The sequence below is a fragment of the Sodalis glossinidius str. 'morsitans' genome (genome assembly GCF_000010085.1).
Lineage (GTDB): Bacteria > Pseudomonadota > Gammaproteobacteria > Enterobacterales > Enterobacteriaceae > Sodalis > Sodalis glossinidius.
The window spans coordinates 834,611-853,351 of sequence record NC_007712.1; the positions used below are offsets into that span (position 1 = coordinate 834,611).

The window sequence follows — 18,741 nt, forward strand, 5'->3', positions numbered from 1 at the left end:
ACAGCGCAATATGATAGCTAACTCTGCCCGCCGTTGCACGGTTAAATTTCGTGCACAGGGGCTAGGAGAGCGTATTATTTGGTATAGGCGAGCAAACCAAGAGAGTTAGTCGCCAGCGATTCGCATTTTTTCGCCGACGGTAAGGGGATGCCGCTCAGGTCGCGGTAGCTGTCTTCACCCAGCGTACGCATATCGTAGGCGGCATAGTTGCTCAGATCCCAGCGGTTTTGCTGGGCAAAAATTAAAATGGCGCGGCGAATTTGTTCATTGGGCATATCCGCGTAACCGCAGTTATTCTTAAGATAGACAAATACCGCCGTCAAGTAGGCCATGTCTTCTGCTTCATTCTCCGTCAGCGCCTGCGCAGCGCTGGAAATCAATAGCATGCTAATAAAATGCATCACCAATACGGTGTTTTTCATAGTGAAACTCAATTCGATAGTTATACTTTGACGTTATCATATTTCAGGATGGACGCCTTCAGTTTTTTTGGCCGCAGGACCGCATCTCCTTAGTATGGAACAGGATAATGCAACTGTCTTGCCTCCCTGCCACACCGCCAACCAGTCACACCGTTAACTAGCTACACTACCACCATCTCAGCCTCTCCCGTCAAGCACGGTGACAATCCTTAACCCAATACCCGGAACGCGTCATCCTCGACAGGGCCGCCGTTTCGTTGCCTTGTCGGCGCCTCGGGTTACTGAATCTGCTTTGCGCCTGGCTCAGTCTGATTAACGTTATTATGCCGTCAGCACAGACCGGTGAGCTGCCCATTCGCGTTGGTAACGGGCATTGAAGCGTTGGGCGTGAAGCGAAAGTACCTGAGGCCGTATTTGCAATCAGGGATATAACATCTATTTTATAACTAATATTATATTAATAAAACACTAATTTAGTATGTCGGTCATTGCCGCCCCTTTCTTATCGTCAAAAACAGGTGTTTCTTGTTCAGGTCGACGTTGGCTTAAGATAATTTGGCAGGGTGTGATAAATAGAGTTTACAGGCCGGACAGCGTCTTGCCCCGTTTGTTATCGCGAAGATAATGACACGTCGCCGGTTGAATAATATAGCCTCGTGCCCGGCCCGGCAGGATTACCCCTTTGCCAGACCTCAGAATTATTAACGACGTCTGCTCTTGGTGGAAGGCAGATATATACTGGCAACAAGATTTTTTTAAACGGACAGAAGATTATTTTATAAAGGCTAGCAGTGAGTATCCCGCCGTAACAGCCTGGCTGGTGTTGCTTAACGCAAATTGATTCAAACATCATTGCCTGAAGAGGGCTTGACGCGCGCGTTGTAATCTATATTTTTCTGAACGTTATAGCCAAAAAACACTAATTATGGGATGGGGTGGGTGACGAGAATAAAGCGTAAGTTTGGCTATTATACGCTGACGGTCATATAAGCATTAGGTGCGGCGTGGCGGCATCAAGCGGGATTACACATTTTACGCCCCATGAATGAATGCAATATATTCTTCAAGGGGCTGTCTTGGTGGAAATAACCTGTACACAGGAGAGGAAAATGCCAATCACAAGTTATGCAGAATTAGATAACCAGTTTCAGTGCGTCAAAAAGATGCTGTCTTTGAAAGTAAACCTCGACGCCGACGATCACCGTATAATTCAGAAGATTTTACACGTCGGGAATAGCGCTGAGAGGTGGAGGGTTCCCCCACCGACAATTCGCCCAAAATGCTCCTGTCGTTCATTGGCGAATGATTTTGTGAAGATTAAAAATCTGCATAGCGCCATTCTGGCGGCGCCGGCAGAAATAGCGCCGCAGCTCCTGGCTGCTTTTGGTCAAACATTGTGCTCTATACCTTATCAAACTGCCCCATTGCTGGTGGTGAGTATTGCGCAGGCGAGAGTCAAAATGGCCGAAGGTTGCCACAAGGTCGCAAAGGAGCATGGGATTACGGATGAACTGGTGCAATGCGGTCTTGAACTCAGCGCAGTTATGGGGCCTAGCGTCAAGGGGGTCGCGGACGGACAAACCTGTAAAACCATTGCGGATGCGCTCGAGATTCTCCATTCCGCCCCGCGATTGGCCCTGGAGATGCTGACGGTTAAAGGACCTGCAGTTGATTGCCGTCGAAAGCGTGGCCGTGCAAAGCGTTGAAGAGGGGAGTCCTTGCCAGGAGGAGGTCGCCAGCGCCTTCGGAATCGACAGGAGAGATGCGCTTATCGCGCTAGAATTGCTTGCCGTCAACGGTCCGGCGGGCGAAGGCGTCAAAGAGGGGCAATCGTGTCGCAGCATAGGCGAAAGCTACGGCATTGACCTGCCTGAGGAGCAGCTTGAGCTGCAATTGCTGGCGGTGGAAGGAGCCTCAGGTCATCGCGCGCGGCAGGGCGATTCATGCCGGGTGATTGCCGAAGAATGTGCTATTAGCGATGCCCAGGCTGCCTTCGCTCTAGAGATGATTTCGGTAAAGAGCGCGGCCGCTGATAGGGTTATCAAAGGTGAATCCTGCCGGGCGGTCGCTGACGCGCTGGGCATCACGAAAACCAACGCGGTACGGATCGCGGTTGATAACGGGCCGGCCGGGGAGAAGGTGGCGCAGGGATTGCCCTGGCAGACCATCTCGCGGGAGTGCGGTCTCAGCGATGATGAGGCGGTTTTTGCGCTGGCTAACAAAAGAAAAGACGCGGCGCCACAGCGGGTCGACGTCTTTATTTGGTGCATGGTGCAGGTCTGGGAAAACCGGGGTCTCTCACAAGAGACGATCCGCGCCATGTTAAACACTATTGAGCCCCTGTTACGGGCAAAATTCAATAAGACTGACGGTCATGCCAGCCGGTATGACGTCAAGCTCGCACTGGCCTAGAATCATGGACGGCTGCGGCTAGGGCCAGCGGCTATCTGCCGTCCCGCCACGTTAGCAATGGCGCGCTTTTCTTCCCCCGCTATGATGGCGGTTGTTCGCTTCCCGTCCGTGCTTATCGTCTTCGTAATGGATACTCCCTTGTCTGTACGCTGGTGCCAACCTGGCCTGGAGGGGGAGGGGTAGCGATAACACCGCTCAGCGGCCAGATATGTCGCTTTGTTTTCATGCTTTCACCCCATCCGACATCCTTGTATCTTGAAATTTAGTTAGCATAGTGACGAATAGATTTGGCAAGGTGTATGTAGTCTGATTCATCCCAGGGTTTATAGCCCGTAGAGAAGCTAATGACGCCTATACTGAGCCACTCATCTGAAACCTGAACAGTTGTCCGTACTCCATAACGTATTTGCAAGGATGGGTAATAATGAGTCTGCCAAATCCACTTTTTGTGGGAATTGATGTTTTTAAAGCGACACTGGACATTGCTGCCAGCAGTGATATTGCTCAGTTTACGGTCAGTAATGACTCTGACGGACGGTTTTGATGCTATTACTGATGAACTGAGAAAGTATCCGGTGGTGTTGGTTCTGATAGAGGCCACTGGTGGACTTGAAGCTGCCGTGGCCTGCTTGTTTCAGGCTGAAGGCTTTGACGTCGCGGTGGTCAATCCCAGACAGGCTCGTGACTTTGCCCGCACTATGGGCTATCTGGCAAAAACGGACCGTATTAATGCACGGGTGCTTGCACAAATGGCGGAGGTCACTAATCGACATCCAGGGCGGGAACGCTTTATCCGTGCCATGCTGGATGCGGAGCGTCAGGTTCTTGCTGCGATGGTAGTGCGCCGACGCCAGCTAACAGCGATGTTGATTGCTGAGCGTAACCGTCTTTATCCCGTTCATCCACAGAGCAGGAAAAGTATCAATATCATCATCAAAGCGCTGGCTGCCAGACTGAGCAGTATTAAAGGGGTTGGTACGATGACGGTTGCAGCGTTGCTGGCGGAGGTTTCCGACCTGGGTAGCCTCTCGAGACGAGCCATCAGCGCGCTTGTAGGTGTTGCTCCCATAAACTGGGACTCGGGTACCATGTGGGGTCGGCGAACCATCTTTGGCGGAAGGGGCGGAGTCCGAACAGCGCTTTATATCGCCGCACTTGTTGCTTTAATCCGGTGATAAAAGCATTTTATACTCGGCTACTTGCAGCGGGAAAAGCCAAAAAAGTCGCGCTGGTTGCCTGTATGCGTAAACTTCTGACTATCCTGAACGCGATGCTCAGAAAGAACGAAGAGTGGGATGAATCGTACCATCACGTTTCTCTATAATTTTATCGTTCAAGACAGTTGCTTCCCTGATATAATCCCCCGCCTTAAGAGGTGCGAAGCGGGTACCTGATGGCGCGATGTGTCTGCGGTCAGTCGGCATCTCATTGACAGCTTTTCATTCACGGTCGTAATGGTTTTGACTGATTAACATAAGTGGTATAGGTAATTTATGAAACATCACGTGGAAGTCATGATCTCCGAACAGGACATCGCCAAGCGTATTGCCGAACTGGGGCAATCCATTAGTGAGCATTATCGCGATAGCAACAGCGAAATGATCCTGGTCGGCCTGTTGCGGGGGTCATTCATGTTTATGGCGGATTTGTGCCGCGTTGTCACCGTGTCCCACGAAGTGGATTTTATGACTGCCTCCAGTTACGGCAGTGGTATGAGCTCAAGCAGCGACGTAAAAATCCTGAAAGATTTGGACGAGGATATCCGCGGCAAGGACGTGTTGATTGTCGAAGATATCATCGATTCCGGCAATACCCTGAGCCGGGTGCGCGAGATCCTCGCCTTGCGCCAGCCAAAATCCCTCGCCATTTGCACACTGCTCGATAAACCAGACCGCCGGGAAGTCAAGGTAACGGTGGAGTGGGTGGGATTTACCATTCCCGATGAGTTTGTCGTCGGCTACGGTATCGATTATGCCCAGCATTACCGGTATTTACCCTATGTCGGCAAAGTCGTGACGGCTACAGAATCTGCCTAAACCGCTTTGTCATCCAGTCAGATTGGCCGCCGGGCAAGAGCGTCCACAGAGATTGTGGGGTCGGCACACCTGATATAGGCGGCCACGGTATTTGCCATCGTTGACCGGAGTGCGGGCCAGGAAAACGTGTGTTCTGGAAGGGGAAACCGGGATTGAAGGCAGTTCGCTTTACGTCACGCGCCCTGCTGGATGGCCGGGGCGGGGCCAATACAACCACCACTGAGACTTTATGGCATAATGAGATTTTATGTTGTTATTACAGGAGGAGGGCTGTTACCACCCTTAAAATATTATCAGAATGTCGATTCTTAGTAGAAATCATTATTTACGTGAGCTGTTTATGCCAAATCGACCTTAAGAAAAGCATGATTCTCTATTACGCAATGAAGCCTCGCATAAATAAACACTCTCAGAAACCTCTCTTCATAGTCTAGGCTAATGAGTGAGCAGAAGCAGACTTCTTCACGATCTCCGGTCAGTGGCGATGAAACGGCCCACGAAATGGTATTGGCAACAGTGTGTTAATGGTTTGATTTTAATTTGCTAAAGTCTTTACCCAGCTCTTTACCTCGTTCTGCTAATAGAAAATTCCGCGCTTTCTCTTCCAGACGAGCAAAAGTAAAAATATATTCCGTGTCAAGCCCCTCTTCACGCAGGTGCTTAATGTTTTTGATTATGAAATCCTGTATTTTCCTTTTTTGAGTAGACAGTGAAAAGATAAGGATCACGCTAATGCCTTCATCACGAAGGTATTTAACGTGTTTCATGACAAAATTCTGTTCACGGACGTCTCGTCCAGCAAGGTTTTCGATATGGACAAGATCCAGTCCAGCGTCATGCAGATGATAAAAATTGTTTAAAATAAAATTATGCACTTCATCGCTTTTTTACGACAGGGTGTGCGTGTGAAACAGACTGAAACCCATTTTAAGCAGTGCGTTTCCATTTTCAACCAAAAACGTCTGTGTCCGTGGGGGGGGTTGGTGGCAAGGTGATAAATATACTCCATGCTAGCCTCCATATCATGTAGCACTTTGAAATGATCTAATAAAAAAGACTGGGCTGAGTTTTATCGTCTTTTTTGTCAAGCGTTAATATGTGGCTCATATCAAATCCTGCTTTATGCAGAACTTGACAATTTTTCAGGACAAAACGCTTTTCCTCTTCGCTTTGTTTTATTAAATCATTAATTAATCTTGAATCAAAACTTGATTTAAGAAGCAATTCACTATATGCAATCTTGAATAATTCATATTCATTAAGTGTTCTTTCTACAACATCGTTGAAAGCATGGCACGTTAAGCGCACGTTGAACTTGTCGTTACCGATATAGTTAAATATATGTTCGAGCATTTCAGGTGGTAGGTCATTAATGTTTTTTTTGTTTGGTGCCGCTGTGTTTAAATCGACAGGCGTATTGTCTACCCTTATCGGCATCAGGGATGCCAGGTGGTGTAGCTGAAACTCTATTTTTCGGGCCGGCCGTGTTTAAAATATCGGGCGTTGTGTTTACATATCATTGATAGACCTCTCTATGAGTTAAGAACATTTTCAGCCAGTCAAGTGAATGGTTTTATAACACAAATATATGAATAAAACGTCAACGTGAATAACTGTGAGCACCACGCTCAAAGAGGAATGACCATCATGTGAACGACCCGTCAAGCTGCACTAACGCTCGATTTATTTGCCGGGGCAAAGGGAAATAAGCGAAACCCTTACCAGTGGGGCTTTCTGCGGGATAGACGGCGGCATATTGAAAAACGCTGCGTATATTCCAGAATACGACGAGCCTTATCATCACCACTCCAGCAAGAACCGTCGGCCGCACTGCCGATGTCGATCTCGGCGAGGTCATACTCTACCCACGGCAGGGCTTGTGCGGTTAAAGACCGCGTGTGCAGATCGTCTATACTGTACAAAACCGCCGGAAATGGATTGGAAATGTCCTGAGGCCGTTGGCCGCAGCAGTAACCGGATCACTGGCGACTAAGTGGACGCCGATCGGTTAAACGCACATCAGGCGCAGGCAGGTCGGTCAACAAGAACAGCCGTTGCCAAAGTGAACGTCCGTCGAATTAACTGCCGTAGCGCTGTAGCAGGGTGGCCATCCCCTGACGATAACGCTGTTCCAGTGTCTCGCGGCTGGTGGCGGTAATTTCCAGATCGCGGAGCAGTCCGTCGTGCAGGGCATACACCCAACCGTGAATAGTGACCTTCTGGCCCCGTTTCCAGGCAGAGCGCATAATAGTCGAGTGTCCCAGGTTATATACCTGTTCAATCACGTTAATCTCGCTCAGGATGTTGGCGCGGTCTTCGGGATGAAGCTCGCCCAGCAGTGAGCTATGCTTGTACCACAAATCACGGATATGTAGCAGCCAGTTGTCGATAAGCCCCAGCTCGGGATTGTCAATGGCCGCCTGAATGCCGCCGCAGCCGTAGTGGCCGCAAATGATAATATGCTCGACCTCTAGCACGTCGACCGCATATTGCACCACCGACAGACAATTGAGATCGGTATGGATAACCAGATTGGCGACGTTGCGATGCACAAACAGCTCACCGGGCTCCAGCCCGGTCAATCTTTCCGCCGGGACGCGGCTGTCAGAACAGCCAATCCACAGAAAACGTGGTTTCTGCGCCAGCGACAGCCGCTCAAAGAATCCCGGGTCCTCTTCATGCAGAAGCTTGGACCAGTCCTTGTTGTTACTGATAAGGGTTGAAATGTCTTTCATAGATGTTAATAGCCCGTAACTGTCGTAATGCGATGCGCTAATATAGGCCAAGCGCTGGTGTTTTAAAATCAGTTCCTGAAAACCGTTTAGAATAAGGTAACCGGTCACAAATGACATATGCATTGGAGTTGGAGCAGTTGACCAAGACCTACGCAGGAGGCGTACAGGCTCTGAAAGGGATCGATCTGAATGTGGAAGCCGGCGATTTCTATGCGCTACTTGGCCCCAACGGGGCGGGAAAATCCACCACCATCGGCATTATCAGCGCTCTGGTGAACAAGAGCGCCGGTAAAGTGCGGGTGTTCGGCTACGATACCGATAAGGACATTGTCAATGCGAAACGCCAGCTGGGTCTGGTGCCGCAGGAATTTAATTTCAACCCGTTTGAAACTATCTATCAAATCGTGGTACACCAGGCCGGCTACTACGGCGTGGAGCGCAAGCAGGCTGCGGCCCGCGCGGAAAAATATCTGCGCCAGCTGGATCTGTGGGACAAACGCGACGAGCGCGCCCGCATGCTCTCCGGCGGCATGAAGCGCCGGCTGATGATCGCGCGCGCGCTGATGCATGAGCCGAAGCTTCTGATCCTGGATGAACCCACCGCCGGCGTCGATATCGAGCTGCGCCGTTCCATGTGGGTTTTTTTGCGCGATCTGAACAACAGCGGCACCACGATTATATTAACGACGCATTACCTGGAAGAGGCGGAGATGCTTTGTCGGCATATCGGCATTATCCAGCACGGCCGACTGATGGAAAATACGTCTATGCGCGAGCTGCTGTCAAAGATGAAATCCGAGACCTTCATACTGGATTTGGCGGCGAAAAGCGCGCTGCCGCAGCTGAACGGGTATCGCAGCCAGCTGCTTGATACCAGTACGCTGGAGGTGGAAGTGATGCGCGAACAGGGACTTAATAGCCTGTTCAGTCAGCTAAGCGCACAGGGGGTACAGGTGTTGAGTATGCGCAATAAGGCCAACCGCCTGGAGGAATTATTCGTGTCATTGGTCACGGACGGCAAAGCAAGGGGTCAACGGGCATGATGCAGCTGTATTGGGTCGCATTTAAAAGCATATTACGTAAAGAAATTAACCGGTTCGCACGGATCTGGGTGCAAACCCTGGTGCCGCCGGTCATTACCATGACGCTGTATTTTATCATTTTCGGCAATCTCATCGGATCGCAGATTGGTGCCATGCACGGCTTTTCGTACATGCAGTTCATCGTGCCGGGCCTGATTATGATGGCGGTGATCACCAACGCCTACACTAACGTCGCGTCATCGTTCTTCAGCGCCAAGTTTCAGCGCAACATCGAAGAACTGTTGGTGGCGCCGGTGCCTACCCATGTGATCATTGCGGGGTATGTGGGCGGCGGCGTGGCGCGCGCGATTTGCGTTGGCATTCTGGTGACGGCGGTATCGTTGTTCTTCATGCCGCTCCAGGTCCACTCCTGGTGGATGGTCGTGCTGGCACTGATATTGACCGCGGTGCTGTTTTCGCTGGCGGGTTTGCTTAATGCGGTCTTTGCCAAAAGCTTTGATGACATCAGCATTGTTCCCACCTTCGTGCTTACACCGCTGACCTATCTGGGCGGCGTGTTCTATTCGTTAACGCTGCTGCCGCCGTTCTGGCAGGTGGTGTCGCGCTTGAACCCGGTGGTGTATATGATTAGCGGCTTCCGCTATGGCTTCTTGAGCATCAGCGACGTGCCGCTTACGCTTACGCTTGCAGTGCTGGTGGCTTTTATCTTGGTGTTTTATCTGCTGTGCTGGACGCTTATCCAGCGCGGACGCGGTTTGCGCACCTAGCCTGACTGGCGGCGCTAGCGCCGCGCCGTGGCGTGTTGCGGCTTAATCCTGTTTCAGCGCGGGCTGGCCGGTTGGGCCACCACGATAGGGAACGGGCGCGGGCGTAAATTCACCCGCGGCCCGCGGGTGCCAGAACTCAGGCAGTCTCTCCCTGCGGCCCTTGGCGCGCCGTACCGCTGGGTAACGCTGCCTGTGGGGTTTGGCGCGGATGGTTCAGGCCATCTGCACCGGCAGTGCTTTGGCGGTGCGCTGTAGCTGATTGTGTTGGTCGAAATAGGCCACCCGGGGTGCGTGATGTCGCGCCTCTTCGTCCGGCATTTGCACATAGGCGCAAATAATCAATAAATCGCCGACGCAGGCGCAGCGCGCGGCCGCGCCGTTGACCGAGATGATGCGCGAGCCGCGTTCGGCGGCAATTGCGTAGGTAGAGAAGCGCTGACCGTTGTCGACGTTATAAATATCAATCGCTTCATACTCCAGGATACCCGCTGCATCCAGAAAGTCCTGATCGATAGCGCAGGAACCTTCGTAATGGAGATCCACCTGGGTGACGTGCACCCGGTGTAGCTTGCCTCGTAACATCGTGCGTTGCATGAGCTTAAGCCTTTTAACCGTTATGAAATGAGATCCACTTGCGCATTATCAATCAGCCGGGCCTTACCCAGCCAGGCGGTGAATAACACCACCGCTCGCCGACTGTCGACCGTCAGCGGCTGCAGGGTCTGCGCGTCGCGAATGACCAATGTATCCGGCCTGAGCCCGGCCTGAAGCAGTTGTTCCGTCGCTGAGGTCAGCAACCCATCAATGTGGCGTTCGCCTTCGCGCAACTGCGCCACCAGCCGCATGAGCACCTGATTGAGCTGCGGCGCCAGGCGGCGCTCCTCGGCGCTCAGATAACCGTTGCGCGAACTGAGCGCCAGCCCATCGGCGGCGCGCACCGTTGGTACGCCGATAATCTCGATATCATAGCTCATGTCGCGCACCAGTTGACGAATAAACGCCAGTTGCTGAAAGTCCTTTTCGCCGAAGCAGGCCACGTCCGGCTGAACCAGATTAAACAGCTTGCTGACAATGGTGGCGACGCCGCGGAAATGGCCCGGCCGGCTTTCACCTTCCAGGATATTGGCGAAACGGGGCACATCGACAAAGGTCTGACTGGCGAGATCGTCGGGGTAGATTACCCCCGTCGCCGGTGCGAAGACCATGTCCACGCCGCGCCTTGTTAGCTGTTCGCAGTCCTCCTGAAGCGTTCGCGGGTAGGCCGCAAGATCTTCCGGCCGGTCGAACTGCATCGGGTTGACGAACACGCTGACCACGACTTTATCCGCGCGGGCGCGCCCGGCGTCAATCAGCGCCATATGGCCTTCGTGCAAATTTCCCATGGTCGGGATCAGGGCGATACGCTTATGCTCCTGACTCCACTGTTTAACCGTCTGACGCAGTGTTGGCGGCGTTTCGATAATCAGCACGGGAGTCTCCTTCATCATTGAAAGCTATGTTCGGCCGCGGGAAACTGGCCGGTTTCGACCTCTTGCACGTAGCGGCGTACGGCGGCGGCAATATCCCCGCCTGCCGCCAGAAAATCTTTGGCGAAGGAGGGTGCGCTATCGCCGGTGATGCCGAGCGCATCCTGCATGACCAGGATCTGGCCGTCGGTCACGGCGCCGGCACCAATGCCGATAACCGGAATGCTCAGCTCATGCGTTACGCGTTCCGCCAGCGCGACCGGTACGCATTCCAGCACCAGCAACTGGGCGCCGGCCTGTTCCAGCGTCCGTGCGTCGGCCAGCAGCTGGTCTGCGCCGACCGCATCGCGCCCTTGAATTTTATAGCCGCCGAAGATATTCACAGATTGCGGGGTTAGGCCAAGGTGGCCGCAGACGGGTACCGCCCGCGCGGTCAGACCGTTAACGGTATCGGCTAGCCATGCGCCGCCCTCAAGCTTGACCATATTGGCGCCCGCGCGCATCAGCGCTGCCGCATTTTCAAAGGTCTGTGCCGGCGTCGCGTAGCTCATGAATGGCAGATCGGCCAGCAGCAGGCACGAGGGCGCGCCGCGCCGCACGCAGCGGGTATGATAAACCATATCCTCCAGGGTGACCGGCAGCGTCGAGTCATGGCCCTGCATGGTCATGCCCAAAGAATCGCCCACCAGCATCACCTTAATCCCCTGTTCGGCGAACAGGCGGGCAAATGCGGCGTCGTAAGCGGTAATGGAGGTGAATTTGCGCTGTTGCTGTTTCCATTTGCGCAAATGAGAAATCGTGGTCATGGTGTGTAACCTCTGTGCCGCGGGAGCGTCCGCTGTCAGCTTAAAGAATGGCAGCCTATTTTAATGGAAGCTTTGCCGGGGGTATAGCGTTTATCGCACAAAACAAGGGGGGGACATTGACATGACCCCGTCGCGGGTGCTATTACCCTGCCGGCCAGAGAGAGAAGGTGGGGGAGGCGCGAACATGCATCCTTGTGCTGAAACCCGGAGGCCGGCGCGTGAGGGCGGGCCGCGACGTGGCCTCTGGCATGAGGCGAGAGAAGGCAGAGACCGCCGCACGGGCGTTAGTGTGCCATGGCGTCAGCGTGCGGGCGGCAGCGCTCAGTCCTGGTGGTAACTGTGCTCCTCATCCCAATAGGTGAGGCCGTTGCGCGGCACCTGACGCAGACGTTCAGCCAGCGGGACGCCGTTGGGAAACTGAAGATCCGGGGCGAGCTCCGCGAGGGGATAGAGCATAAACTCGCGGTTGTGCATGTCGTAATGCGGTACCGTCAGACGCGAGGTAGCGATAATGCGCTCGCCGAACAGCAAAATATCCAGATCCAGCGTGCGTGGCCCAAAGCGATCGGCCTTGCGCGTACGTCCCTGGCGCAGTTCGATCGCTTGGGTGTGATCGAGCAGCGTTTCCGGTGCCAAGGTTGTGTTCAATGCCACGACGGCGTTAAGGAAATCGGGTTGATCCTGCGGGCCCAGCGGGCGACTGCGATAATAGGATGAGCAGGCGACCAACCGGGTTTGCGGCAGGCTCGCCAGCGCCACGAGGGCGGCGCTTACCTGCTGTAGAGGTTCCGCCAGATTGCTGCCAAGAGCCAGCCAGACGCACTCCATCAGGCGCTGTCGCGATTGGGCGCCCGACGGCGCGGACGGGAACGAGTCGGACCCTCATCGCCAAGGGTGGTAAGCATATTTTTTTGCCGCGGCGGCGCGGCGACCTGAAACTCACCCCACCAGCGGCTTAGTCGCTGTAATTCAGCGTTCTTTTCGACTTCGGCGCGTAGCGTCAGCAAATCATAGGAGGCGCGGAACTTGGGATGTTCCATCAGCTTATGGGCGCGCTTGCCCTGGCGGCGCGATAGCCGCAGCTGCAGTTGCCACATATCCCGCATCAGGGCGGTTAATCGTTTCGGGATGGCCAGTGTTCTACATTGTTTGTCGAGGATGTCGTTCATCGCCAGAGAAAACGCGTCGAAATAGGACAGGCCGCTCTCCTGGGTCAGTTTTTGCGCATGCTCCAGCAGCGGATACCACAACATGGCGGCGAACAAGAAGGCCGGATTGACCCGCATATCGCTGCGCAAACGCTGATCGGTGTTGGCCAGAACGCGGATGACCATCTGCTCCATATAGCTGTCGCCGTGCTCGGTAAAGTTACGGCTAATCAGCGGAAACAGCGGCTGGAACAGCTGGTATTCGCACAGCAGGTGGTAAGTGGCTTCACCATAGCCCGCCTGTAGCAGCTTGAGAGCTTCTTCAAACAGCCGCGCGGGCGGAATGTCGTGCAGCAACGCCGCCAAACGGGGAATCGGTTCGGCGGTTTCGCGGCTGATGGTCATGTCCAGCTTGGCGGCAAAGCGCACCGCGCGCAGCATGCGAACCGGATCTTCCCGGTAGCGGGTTTCCGGATCGCCAATCAGGCGAATAGTGCCTTCCTGTAAATCTTTAAGCCCTCCGGTATAGTCGCGCAGGGTGAAATCGGCCACGCTGTAATAGAGACTGTTCACGGAAAAGTCACGGCGCTGGGCGTCTTCTTCAATGGAACCGAAAATATTGTCGCGCAGCAGCATGCCGTTTTGCCCGGTCAGGGCTGCCCCCGTCGCTCCTTCTTCCGGCTCCAGCACCTGATGATGGCCGCGGAAGGTGGCGACTTCGATAATTTCGGGCCCGAACATGACGTGAGCCAGCCGGAAACGGCGGCCGACCAGACGGCAGTTGCGGAACAGTTTACGCATCTGCTCCGGGGTCGCGCTGGTGGTGATGTCGAAGTCCTTGGGCTTTTTACCCAGCAGCAGATCGCGCACGCCACCGCCGACCAGGTAGGCTACGTATCCCGCTTTGTTCAGGCGGTAAAGGACCTTTAATGCGTTTTCACTGATCTCTTTACGGGAGATGGTGTGCTGGTCGCGCGGGATAATCGTCAAAGGGCGTATATCCTCGGGTGCCGTTTCCACGCTTTCACGATTGAGCATCTTACGGCAGAAGTTGGCTACTCGGGTAAAAATAGTACACCTCAATAGTAACAAATAAACAGGAACAACCTAAAACCGCGGCTAATAATAGCTCACCCCGCTAAGTTTGAGAATGGGTGGGTGTTTTGTCCCTTACGGGGCGGGCGTGGACGGCACGGCATCAAGCTGCCAGTGGTCCACCGCCCAGTTTAACATACACTCAAGGCGCATAGCGCGCCACTGCGGCGGTAGCAGCTGATTTAACAACTGTAACGCCTGCGTCAGCAGCGGTCGGGGGTCGCTCATCGGCAGCGCCGGAGCGTGATTTTATTTCGATAATTTCAGCCCTGACGGCGACAGATGAATATAGTCAGGTTCTTTATAACCTAATTGACGATAGAACGCTAATTGGGGCGATGAGATCGGCGCCACGCACGACCTCCGTGACGCCCGTAGCGGCATCCACCACCACCACCGCCAGATTATAGGCGAACAGCCCGTCGCGGCGGCGGATGATAAAATCTTCCTGCGCCAGCACCGGGCTGGCATCGATTCGGCCACGCAATTTATCGTGAAAATGAAACACCGGCGCGGTTTGCCGCAGGCGGATAGCCGCCCCTGCGGCGCTCAGGTGTTGATCGCGGCAATGGCCGTCGTAGAGACCGCCCAGGCTCTGGATACGGCTGCGGGTGCAGTCGCAATAATAACTGAGGCCGCGCCAGTGCAGCGTCACCAGCGCGGCCAAATACGCCTCATGCCGCTGCGACTGATACATGACCGGACCGTCCCAGTGCAGGCCATAATGGCGTAACTGGCGCAGCAGGGTATCGGCGGCGCCGTGGACTTCCCGTGGAGGGTCGATATCTTCGATGCGCACCCGCCACTGGCCGCGACATGCGCGCGCCTGCAAATAGCTGCCGAGGGCGGCGGCGAGAGAACCAAAATGAAGCGCGCCGGAAGGCGACGGAGCGAAACGTCCGATGTAGGAAACTGAGGCTGGCATGATGGTGATGAAGGAGTAACCGAGCAGCTACCGCGATGTCATGAATTTCCGTCAACGACACCGCAGTAAACTGGGCTCACTCTTACCCTGCCATCTGCTTTTCGCGAATTTCAGCCAGGGTTTTGCAGTCAATGCACAAATCGGCGGTCGGCCGCGCTTCCAGGCGACGAATACCGATTTCCACGCCACAGGATTCGCAGAAGCCGAAATCATTTTCTTCTACTTTCTTGAGGGTTTTCTCGATTTTCTTGATAAGTTTACGCTCCCGGTCACGGTTGCGCAGCTCAAGGCTGAACTCTTCTTCCCGTGCGGCACGGTCTACCGGATCGGGGAAGTTGGCGGCCTCGTCCTGCATATGTGAGACGGTACGCCCGACTTCATCTCTGAGCTGATTACGCCACGCTTCTAAAATGCGCTTGAAATGCAGAAGCTGGGCTTCATTCATGTACTCTTCACCAGGCTTTTGCTGGTATGGTTCCACCCCGGCGATGGCGAGAATGCTCAAGGAGGATGTCTTACGGTTTTGCCCTTCTTGCATGGTGCTTCTCCTTCTAACACGCACTAGCGATCCCCAACGTGGGGGAAAAACAGGCCGCTATAAATAGCAGATGACGTTAAGGTTGGCAATATTCATAACGCCTACTTGACAGGGGTGTCAGGAAAGGCGTATTTAGCGCGACGGTAAACTTTGGAAAACTGACGCATTTTACGCCATTTTGCCGATAACCGCCCTATGAAATAATTATCGGCAGCGGAGTGTGGATACGCATGCCGTGCCGGGATAACTGACAACCATAGCACAGGACTTCTACGCCATACTGCTGAGCCTGTAATACCAGATCGGCATAGTGTGGGTCAATGTGGCGGGCTGGCGACACCCGGTCGATACCCGAATGCAGCACGGCGAAAAACAGCACCGCACGATACCCCATTTCCGCCATTGCCTGTAATTCTCGTAAATGTTTTTGTCCGCGCAGCGTGACCGCATCCGGGAAATAACCCGACTGGTGTTGCAATAACGTCACGGATTTCACCTCAATATAGCAGTCCGCGCGACCTTCTGCCGATAATAACCAATCTATCCTGCTGTTCTCTGCGCCATATCGCACTTCGCCGCGAAGATGCGCATATCCGGCCAGCTCTGGAATCGTTCCAGCGCGTAGCGCCTCCCCCACCAGGGTATTGGCGTGCAGCGTATTAACACCTATCCATTGACCGCTGGCGGTCTCAGTTAGTTCCCAACTATGGGGATAACGTCGTTTGCGGTTATCCGAGGCGGAATACCATACGGTATCGCCAGGGGTAGCACAGCCGGTCATGGCGCCGGTATTGGGGCAGTGAAGGGTTAATGCTTCGCCGTCAGGGGTGACGACATCGGCAAGAAAACGTTTATAACGTTGTATCAGTCGGGCGGGTTTGAGAGCAGGCTCGAATAGCATAAGGCCTTCCTTAATGTGGAGCATCGCGGTGGAGGGGCCAGTTCTGCACCAGCGTATAGCGCACGCGACCGTTGTCAAACGCCGATAGCTAGAGACTGAATCGGCTTACGTGGTTTGTCCAGCCCGGCGTATCCGGCGGAAGCGCTACCGGTTTGGTCGCCTGCCGCAGACGACCCGCTGCCGCGATGAGCGCCCGCTCCTGCGCGGCGCGCTAGAGGCTTCGACGGGACGGCGGGTGTGAGGTGCAGGCATAAACGGGTTCTTCATCAAGAGGCGGCGCCCCTGACGCCGTCAGGGGCGGAACCGATCATTGTTCCAGGATGCAGCGATGCTACAATGCCTGCCCTGGAATGTTAACCTTTTCGCGGAGACGTTGTGGCGTTATTACCGGTCAGTGCCGTGGTTGATGAAGTGTTCGCCGCCTTGCAAAGAGCCGCGCAGGTCATGTTGCATGCGCCAACCGGCGCTGGCAAATCTACCTGGCTGCCGCTGACGGAGCAGTTGGGCGAGCGTCTGGGTCAGACGGTCGGCTACCGGATGCGCAATGAGAGCCGCTGCGGTCCGGCGACCCGGCTGGAGGTGGTCACCGAGGGCATTTTGACCCGTCAACTGCAGCAGGACACGACGCTCGACTGCGTCTCGCTAGTGATCCTGGATGAATTTTACGAGCTCAGCCTGCAGGCGGATCTGGCGCTGGCGTTATTGCTGGATGTGCAGCGCGGCCTGCGTGACGATCTGGTGGGGCTGATCATGTCCGCGACCCTGGATGACCGTCGGCTGAGTCAACTGTTGCCTGAGGCGCCGGTGATTCGCTCTGAAGGACGCAGCTATCCGGTGGAACGGCGCTATCAGGCGCTGCCGGCCCAGACGCGACCGGAGGAGGCGATCGCCGGCGCGGTGCAGCAACTCCTGCGGCAACAGCCCGGTTCGCTGCTGCTGTTTCTGCCCGGCGTGGCGGAAATCAACCGGGTGCAGGGGCTGCTCGGCGAGCGGGTTGCAGCGGACGTCATGCTGTGCCCGCTGTACGGCGCGCTGCCTCTGGAGGCCCAACAGCGCGCAATCCATCCCGCCCTTGCGGGCCGTCGCAAAGTGGTGCGGGCCACCAATATCGCCGAAACCAGCCTGACCATCGAGGGCATCCGCCTGGTGGTGGACAGCGGTCTGGAGCGGGTGGAGCAGTTCGAACCGCGCAGCGGGCTGTCGCGTCTGCTTACCCGGCGCATCAGTCAGGCGTCGATGGCGTAGCGCGCGGGCCGGGCCGGGCGGCTGTCTGCGGGCGTGTGCCTACATCTGTTTAGTCAGGAGCAGGGGGCGAGTGCGCCGGATCATTACGCGCCGGAAATCACCTACGCCGATTTGGCCCCATTCTGGCTGGAGCTGCTGCAATGGGGCGTGCGCGAGAGCGGGCAGCTGACCTGGCTGGACGCCCCGCCGGCGCTGGCGGCGGTTGATACGCTGACCCGGTTGGGGGCCATCGACGCCCGCCAGAACCTGACGCCTGCCGGCCGCGCCATGGCCGGCTACGGCTGCGATCCGCGCCTGGGGGCGATGCTGTACCACGCCGGCGAAGAGGCCGATGCCGTCGCCACCGCCGCGCTGCTGGCGGCCATGATCGAGGAGCCGCCCAAGAGCGGCTCGCCGGATATCCGTGACCATTTCCACCGCCCGTTGCCGCACTGGACGGCGCGCGCACGTCAACTGCGTAGTCGACGCGGAGGCGGCGAGGGACGGCCGGACCTCGATCTGGCCCCTTTGCTGCTGGCCTGGGGCTTTCGCGATCGCATCGCCCGCTGCTACGACGCCGATGGACGCTACCAGCTTGCCAGCGGCGCCGGGGCAGCGCTGGCGCCGGACGACGCGTTGAGCGCACAGGAGTGGCTGATAGCCCCCGGCCCGCCTGGTTCAGTCGCACCACCGCCATGCAATGGGATCAGGACAAAGGTAGCCTGCGGGTCGTACAGCGCGAACGCTTGGGGCGCCTGCTGTGCGTAGCCGAATGGCTGCCGGAAAGCGGCTGGCCGGCGGTTGATGATGACGCATTACTCGCCGCATTGCCCCTCTGGCTGCTACCATCGCTGTCCGGCGTACGCGATGCGCGCGTCAATCTCGTCGAGGCGCTGCTGCTGCTGCGTTATCAGCAAGGCGAGCCGCCGGTGCTGGCGGTACGCATGCAGGAGATGTTCGGCGAGCAGCAGACGCCGCGCGTGGCGGTCGTCCTGGAGCTGCTGTCGCCCGCCCACCGGCCGTTGCAGATCACCCGTGATTTGGCGGCTTTTTGGCGCGGCGCCTATCGCGAGGTGCAAAAAAAGATGAAAGGGCGCTATCCAAAATACCCCTGGCCGGACGATCCGGCACAGGCGTTGCCCACCCGGCGCACCCGTAAGCCGCAATAACGGGAAATTCAGAGGTTTCCGCTTTCGGCCCGGCCGGGGTAGGAACAAAGTAGA

At 55.6% G+C, this 18,741-nt stretch carries 16 protein-coding genes and 3 pseudogenes; 7 read left to right on the forward strand and 12 right to left on the reverse strand.

The window, feature by feature from the left end; translation table 11 throughout:
- Window positions 1-74: 74 nt before the first annotated feature.
- Complete coding sequence (locus SGP1_RS04290; RefSeq protein WP_011410453.1) at window positions 75-422, reverse strand: YacC family pilotin-like protein; 348 nt, start codon at window positions 420-422, stop codon at window positions 75-77.
- A gap of 1,109 nt (window positions 423-1,531) precedes the next feature.
- Between SGP1_RS04290 and SGP1_RS04295 the strand changes: the two genes are divergently transcribed.
- The 4 genes and pseudogenes from SGP1_RS04295 to hpt all read left to right on the forward strand — a co-directional run bounded on the left by SGP1_RS04295 (window position 1,532) and on the right by hpt (window position 4,870).
- Window positions 1,532-2,128: a hypothetical protein gene (locus tag SGP1_RS04295; RefSeq protein WP_041866627.1), complete on the forward strand. Its 597-nt coding sequence runs from the start codon at window positions 1,532-1,534 to the stop codon at window positions 2,126-2,128.
- Window positions 2,091-2,834 (forward strand): hypothetical protein, encoded by a 744-nt coding sequence (locus tag SGP1_RS04300; RefSeq protein WP_011410454.1) that lies wholly within the window; start codon window positions 2,091-2,093, stop codon window positions 2,832-2,834. Before SGP1_RS04295 ends, SGP1_RS04300 begins: the two co-directional genes overlap by 38 nt.
- Before the next feature lie 424 nt (window positions 2,835-3,258).
- Window positions 3,259-4,158 (forward strand): annotated as a pseudogene (locus SGP1_RS04305) (IS110 family transposase).
- A gap of 169 nt (window positions 4,159-4,327) precedes the next feature.
- The gene (hpt, locus tag SGP1_RS04310; protein WP_011410455.1) at window positions 4,328-4,870 is read left to right on the forward strand and encodes a hypoxanthine phosphoribosyltransferase; all 543 of its coding nucleotides are present in this window, start codon (window positions 4,328-4,330) and stop codon (window positions 4,868-4,870) included.
- Window positions 4,871-5,391: 521 nt separating this feature from the next.
- Here the strand turns inward: hpt and SGP1_RS04320 are convergent.
- The 3 genes from SGP1_RS04320 to can all read right to left on the reverse strand — a co-directional run bounded on the left by SGP1_RS04320 (window position 5,392) and on the right by can (window position 7,605).
- Window positions 5,392-5,745 (reverse strand): hypothetical protein, encoded by a 354-nt coding sequence (locus SGP1_RS04320; RefSeq protein ID WP_041866629.1) that lies wholly within the window; start codon window positions 5,743-5,745, stop codon window positions 5,392-5,394.
- A gap of 169 nt (window positions 5,746-5,914) precedes the next feature.
- Complete coding sequence (locus SGP1_RS04325) at window positions 5,915-6,307, reverse strand: F-box-like domain-containing protein (protein ID WP_041866630.1); 393 nt, start codon at window positions 6,305-6,307, stop codon at window positions 5,915-5,917.
- A 641-nt stretch (window positions 6,308-6,948) separates the two neighbouring features.
- Entirely contained in the window at window positions 6,949-7,605 is a 657-nt protein-coding gene (gene can / locus SGP1_RS04330) for a carbonate dehydratase (RefSeq protein WP_011410456.1), read from the reverse strand.
- A 110-nt stretch (window positions 7,606-7,715) separates the two neighbouring features.
- Here can and SGP1_RS04335 point away from each other — a divergent pair, with 110 nt between their 5' ends.
- Entirely contained in the window at window positions 7,716-8,648 is a 933-nt protein-coding gene (locus SGP1_RS04335; protein ID WP_011410457.1) for an ABC transporter ATP-binding protein, read from the forward strand.
- The gene (locus tag SGP1_RS04340; protein WP_011410458.1) at window positions 8,645-9,415 is read left to right on the forward strand and encodes an ABC transporter permease; all 771 of its coding nucleotides are present in this window, start codon (window positions 8,645-8,647) and stop codon (window positions 9,413-9,415) included. The genes SGP1_RS04335 and SGP1_RS04340 overlap by 4 nt, the downstream gene beginning before the upstream one ends.
- Window positions 9,416-9,628: 213 nt before the next feature.
- On the opposite strand, the gene panD is transcribed toward SGP1_RS04340, so the two are convergent.
- The 8 genes and pseudogenes from panD to sfsA form a co-directional block, all read right to left on the reverse strand.
- Entirely contained in the window at window positions 9,629-10,009 is a 381-nt protein-coding gene (panD, locus tag SGP1_RS04345) for an aspartate 1-decarboxylase (protein WP_011410459.1), read from the reverse strand.
- 20 nt (window positions 10,010-10,029) lie between these two features.
- Window positions 10,030-10,884, reverse strand: a complete 855-nt coding sequence (gene panC, locus SGP1_RS04350) for a pantoate--beta-alanine ligase (protein ID WP_011410460.1) — start codon at window positions 10,882-10,884, stop codon at window positions 10,030-10,032.
- 14 nt (window positions 10,885-10,898) lie between these two features.
- Window positions 10,899-11,687 carry a 3-methyl-2-oxobutanoate hydroxymethyltransferase gene (gene panB / locus SGP1_RS04355; RefSeq protein ID WP_011410461.1) on the reverse strand — a complete coding sequence of 263 codons (789 nt, stop codon included), beginning with the start codon at window positions 11,685-11,687 and terminating at the stop codon, window positions 10,899-10,901.
- A 321-nt stretch (window positions 11,688-12,008) separates the two neighbouring features.
- Entirely contained in the window at window positions 12,009-12,515 is a 507-nt protein-coding gene (gene folK, locus SGP1_RS04360) for a 2-amino-4-hydroxy-6-hydroxymethyldihydropteridine diphosphokinase (protein WP_011410462.1), read from the reverse strand.
- The gene (gene pcnB / locus SGP1_RS04365; protein ID WP_243466253.1) at window positions 12,515-13,906 is read right to left on the reverse strand and encodes a polynucleotide adenylyltransferase PcnB; all 1,392 of its coding nucleotides are present in this window, start codon (window positions 13,904-13,906) and stop codon (window positions 12,515-12,517) included. Before pcnB ends, folK begins: the two co-directional genes overlap by 1 nt.
- Window positions 13,907-14,005: 99 nt before the next feature.
- Window positions 14,006-14,855: pseudogene (gene gluQRS, locus SGP1_RS04370) on the reverse strand (tRNA glutamyl-Q(34) synthetase GluQRS).
- Window positions 14,856-14,937: 82 nt separating this feature from the next.
- The gene (gene dksA / locus SGP1_RS04375) at window positions 14,938-15,393 is read right to left on the reverse strand and encodes an RNA polymerase-binding protein DksA (protein WP_011410465.1); all 456 of its coding nucleotides are present in this window, start codon (window positions 15,391-15,393) and stop codon (window positions 14,938-14,940) included.
- A gap of 193 nt (window positions 15,394-15,586) precedes the next feature.
- On the reverse strand, window positions 15,587-16,294 hold the full coding sequence (gene sfsA, locus SGP1_RS04380) for a DNA/RNA nuclease SfsA (RefSeq protein WP_011410466.1): 708 nt from the start codon (window positions 16,292-16,294) through the stop codon (window positions 15,587-15,589).
- 375 nt (window positions 16,295-16,669) lie between these two features.
- On the opposite strand from sfsA, the pseudogene hrpB reads away from it, so the two are divergent.
- Window positions 16,670-18,687 (forward strand): annotated as a pseudogene (hrpB, locus tag SGP1_RS04385) (ATP-dependent helicase HrpB).
- Window positions 18,688-18,741: the final 54 nt, after the last annotated feature.